The sequence below is a fragment of the uncultured Gordonia sp. genome (assembly GCF_937858515.1).
GTDB lineage: Bacteria > Actinomycetota > Actinomycetes > Mycobacteriales > Mycobacteriaceae > Gordonia.
On the sequence record NZ_CALLZT010000054.1, the window covers coordinates 1 to 4,232 of the forward strand.

The window sequence follows — 4,232 nt, forward strand, 5'->3', positions numbered from 1 at the left end:
ATCACGACAGGTAAAGGTAGGAACTGTGAGTGAGCCGACCATCCACACACCCGGCTTGACGCGCGGCGCGCACATGAGTTCGGGCGTGGCCGGGCTGAACCTGACCGACTCGGTCTTCGAGCGCCTTCTGCGCGAGCGCATCATCTTCCTCGGCACCCAGGTCGACGACGACATCGCCAACCGGCTGTGCGCACAGATCCTGTTGCTCGCAGCGGAGGATCCCACGCGCGACATCAGCCTGTACATCAACTCGCCGGGCGGATCGGTGACAGCCGGCATGGCCATCTTCGACACGATGCAGCTCGCCAAGTGCGACGTCGCCACCTACGCCATGGGCATGGCCGCCTCGATGGGGCAATTCCTGCTCGCGGCAGGCGCACCGGGTAAGCGCCACGCGCTGCCGCACGCGCGCATCATGATGCACCAGCCGTCGGCGGGCATCGGCGGTACGGCGGCCGACATCGCCATCCAGGCAGAGCAGTTCGCCGCCACCAAGCGCGAGATGAACCGGCTCAACTCCGAGTTCACCGGTCAGCCGTTGGAGAAGATTGAGGCCGACGCGGACCGCGACAAGTGGTTCACCGCCGCCGAGGCCAAGGAGTACGGCATCGTCGATCACGTCATCGAGCGCGCCTGAGCGCTCGCGGATCCTCGACTCTTCCCATTCCTAACGGCCACTCATCCCAATTGGCCACTCATCTACGGAGCAGAAGATGACCAACACCTACTCGCCAGAGGTCGCCGCCGGAATCCCGGCGTCCGCCGATTTCGTGCGCAGCATCCAGGCCCGCTACATCCTGCCGCAGTTCATCGAGCACACGCCCAACGGCCAGCGGCAGTACGATCCGTACGCCAAGCTCTTCGAAGAGCGCATCGTGTTCGTCGGTACCCCCATCGACCAGACCGTCGCCAACGACGTGATGGCGCAGTTGCTGGTGCTGGAGTCGCAGGACCCCGACCGCGACATCACGATGTACATCAACTCGCCCGGCGGCAGTGTGCCCGACATGCTCGCCATCTACGACACCATGCAGTACGTGCACTGCGACATCGTCACGGTGTGCCTCGGTGAGGCCGCGTCGGCGGCGGCCATCCTGCTGGCCGGCGGCACCCCCGGCAAGCGTGCCGCGCTGCCGAACGCCACCATCCTGATCCACCAGCCGCGCACCGGCGGGGCATTCCAGGGGCAGGTGTCGGATCTGGAGATCCAGGCCGCCGAGATCGAGCGCATCCGTAACCGGCTCGACGAGATCCTGTCCGGTCATACCGGTCAGCCCGCCGACAAGATCCGCCGCGATACCGACCGCGACAATATCCTCACAGCCGCACAGGCCAAGGAATACGGCATTGTGGACGAGGTCTTCGAGTACCGCAAGAAGTCGCTCAAGGCCCCGGCGTCGTAGGCCGGACCGGACGTCTTCTCATTCACGGATGCTCGCGACATTTACCGGTAACGGTCGAAGTCGGGGCAGTTCACGGGTACCGTCGGAGTACCGACCCGACAGGAAGTAGGTAGAGCACGAGATGGCGCGTATCGGAGACGGTGGGGACCTGCTCAAGTGCTCCTTCTGTGGAAAGAGCCAGAAGCAGGTCAAGAAGCTGATCGCCGGGCCCGGGGTCTACATCTGCGATGAGTGCATCGACCTGTGCAACGAGATCATCGAAGAGGAGCTCGCCGAGAACGGTGACGTCAAACTCGACGAGCTGCCCAAGCCCGCCGAGATCCGTGACTTCCTGGAGAACTACGTCATCGGCCAGGACACGGCCAAGCGCACACTCGCGGTGGCGGTCTACAACCACTACAAGCGCATCCAGGCGGGGGAGAAGAAGGATGCCCGTGGCGGCGAGTCCGTGGAGATCGCCAAGTCCAACATCCTGATGCTCGGCCCCACCGGCTGTGGTAAGACCTACCTGGCGCAGACCCTGGCCAAGATGCTCAACGTGCCGTTCGCTATCGCCGATGCCACCGCACTGACCGAAGCCGGCTACGTGGGTGAGGACGTCGAGAACATCCTGCTCAAGCTCATCCAGGCCGCCGATTACGACGTCAAGCGCGCCGAGACCGGAATAATCTACATCGATGAGGTCGACAAGATCGCCCGCAAGAGCGAGAATCCGTCGATCACCCGTGATGTGTCGGGTGAGGGTGTGCAGCAGGCGCTGCTGAAGATCCTGGAGGGAACGCAGGCGTCGGTACCACCGCAGGGCGGCCGCAAGCACCCGCATCAGGAGTTCATCCAGATCGACACCACCAACGTGTTGTTCATCGTGGCCGGTGCGTTCGCGGGGCTCGAGAAGGTCGTGTCCGAGCGCATCGGCAAGCGCGGCATCGGTTTCGGTAACGAGGTCACCACCAAGGACGTCATCGATACCACCGATCACTTCGCGGAGGTGCTGCCGGAAGACCTGATCAAGTTCGGTCTGATCCCCGAGTTCATCGGCCGTCTGCCGATCGTCGCCTCGGTGACCAACCTCGACAAGGAGTCGCTGGTCACCATCCTGTCCCAGCCCAAGAATGCGCTGGTCAAGCAGTACACCAAGCTGTTCGAGATGGACAACGTCGAGCTGGAGTTCACCAAGGACGCACTCGAAGCCGTGGCCGATCAGGCGATCCACCGTGGCACCGGTGCCCGTGGCCTGCGCGCCATCATGGAAGAAGTCCTGCTGCCGGTGATGTACGACATCCCGAGCCGCGACGACGTCGAGAAGGTTGTGGTCACCGGAGAAACGGTGCGCGACAACGTGCTTCCGACCATCGTGCCACGTAAGGACACCCCGGAAGAGCGCCAGGACAAGACCGCCTGATCTCACCCCTTGCCGGTTGCGTACCTAAGCCTGATCTCACCCCTTGCCGGTTGCGTACCTAAGGAGTCCTGTCACGCATTCCGACGGGAAGCCGCAAACTTCTTGCTGGTTGATGTGTGAGGTCGCTTGCGCTCCTCACACATCAACCAGCGGGGGGCGTTGCCTGCGGCGGTGCTCAACCAGCGGAGGTGCCGACTGGTTCGAGTCGGACCACGACCGCCTTGGACACCGGGGTGTTGGATTTGCGAGCCACAGACCCTAGCGGGATCAGCGGGTTGGTTTCGGGATAGTAGGCCGCGACGTTTCCGTGCGGAGTGTCGTAGGCGACCAGCTGGTAATCGTGCACCCGGCGTTCCTCGCGGCCGTCGGGTCCGTCGAATTCGGAGACTGCCACCCATTCCGATGAACACGCGCACTTGACGACCGCTCATCGCACCGATGGCGTGGACGGTGTCGAATCCGTGCTCGCGGGGGCTGTCGATGCCGAACTCCTTGCCCAGCGCGCCGAGGAAGGATTCGGGCATCTTCTCGAAGATGCCCATCGTGCGGTCGCCCTGAACATTGGAATGACCACGGACCGGGCACAATCCGGCGCCGGGTTTGCCGATCATGCCGCGCAGCAACAGCACGTTGGCGCCTTCACCGATCGTGGCCACCGAATGCCGGTGCTGGGTCCAGCCCATCGCCCAGCACAGGACCGTGCGCTTGGACGACATCATCGTTTCGGCGAGCTGCTCTATCTCGGTGAGACTCAGGCCGGTGGCCTCCAGGACATCGTTGAAGTCCAGTTCGTCGAGCAGCGCGAGATACTCGTTGACGCCTCCGCAGTGTTCGTCGATAAACGCCTGGTCGAAGACGGTGCCGGGGTTCTTGCGCTCGGCGTCGAGCATGAGCCGTGCGATGCCGCGGAACAGGGCCATGTCTCCGCCGAGGCGGATCTGGAGGAAGTCGTCGGTGAGCGCGGTGCCCGAGGACTCATGGCACATGTTGGAGCAGTCGGGCATGTTATGGGTGCCGTCGGTTCATCGACCTGATAGGTGTGTGGACCGTGATCGTCGGTGTCGCGCATGACAATCATTGTGCGCCAGAAATTGTGATCTCACCCTCAGCTGGGCCCGATGGCACACACTGGACGCATGACCGACAGTGATCTGGAAAACGGAGACATCGCCGAGACGCCTGTACCTATTTCACCGATCGCGGGAATCGTTCTCGCGGGTGGTAGGTCGCGGCGTATGGGTACCGATAAGGCGTCGATGCAGTGGCCGGGCGGCGACGCCGAGCCGATGCTCGCGCGCATCGTGCGCACCATCGCCGAACGGTGCGACCGGGTGTACGTGGTGGCCACGGAGGAATCGTCGGCGTACCAACTCCTGCACGGCACCGGAGGCCCTGAGGCGGTGTGGGTGACCGACGAGGAACCGGGC

4 protein-coding genes and 1 pseudogene are annotated in these 4,232 nt (G+C 63.5%); 4 read left to right on the forward strand and 1 reads right to left on the reverse strand.

The window, feature by feature from the left end:
• The first annotated feature begins 25 nt into the window (after window positions 1-25).
• The 3 genes from Q0627_RS04170 to clpX all read left to right on the forward strand — a co-directional run bounded on the left by Q0627_RS04170 (window position 26) and on the right by clpX (window position 2,805).
• Window positions 26-637 carry an ATP-dependent Clp protease proteolytic subunit gene (locus Q0627_RS04170; RefSeq protein ID WP_291020551.1) on the forward strand — a complete coding sequence of 204 codons (612 nt, stop codon included), beginning with the start codon at window positions 26-28 and terminating at the stop codon, window positions 635-637.
• Window positions 638-713: 76 nt separating this feature from the next.
• Window positions 714-1,403 carry an ATP-dependent Clp protease proteolytic subunit gene (locus Q0627_RS04175; protein ID WP_291020553.1) on the forward strand — a complete coding sequence of 230 codons (690 nt, stop codon included), beginning with the start codon at window positions 714-716 and terminating at the stop codon, window positions 1,401-1,403.
• Window positions 1,404-1,524: 121 nt separating this feature from the next.
• Complete coding sequence (gene clpX / locus Q0627_RS04180; protein ID WP_291020555.1) at window positions 1,525-2,805, forward strand: ATP-dependent Clp protease ATP-binding subunit ClpX; 1,281 nt, start codon at window positions 1,525-1,527, stop codon at window positions 2,803-2,805.
• Window positions 2,806-2,980: 175 nt separating this feature from the next.
• Here clpX and Q0627_RS04185 read toward each other — a convergent pair.
• Window positions 2,981-3,821: pseudogene (locus Q0627_RS04185) on the reverse strand (hypothetical protein); the annotation flags it as partial.
• 120 nt (window positions 3,822-3,941) lie between these two features.
• Here Q0627_RS04185 and Q0627_RS04190 point away from each other — a divergent pair.
• A partial coding sequence (locus Q0627_RS04190) for an NTP transferase domain-containing protein (protein ID WP_298807837.1) occupies window positions 3,942-4,232 on the forward strand: 291 nt, incomplete at its 3' end.

What these genes read in the sequence shown, in the direction of transcription:
- Q0627_RS04175 (WP_291020553.1), top strand. Translation starts at nt 714, where the DNA reads ATGACCAACACCTACTCGCCAGAGGTCGCCGCCGGAATCCCGGCGTCC.
- clpX (WP_291020555.1), top strand. Translation starts at nt 1,525, where the DNA reads ATGGCGCGTATCGGAGACGGTGGGGACCTGCTCAAGTGCTCCTTCTGT.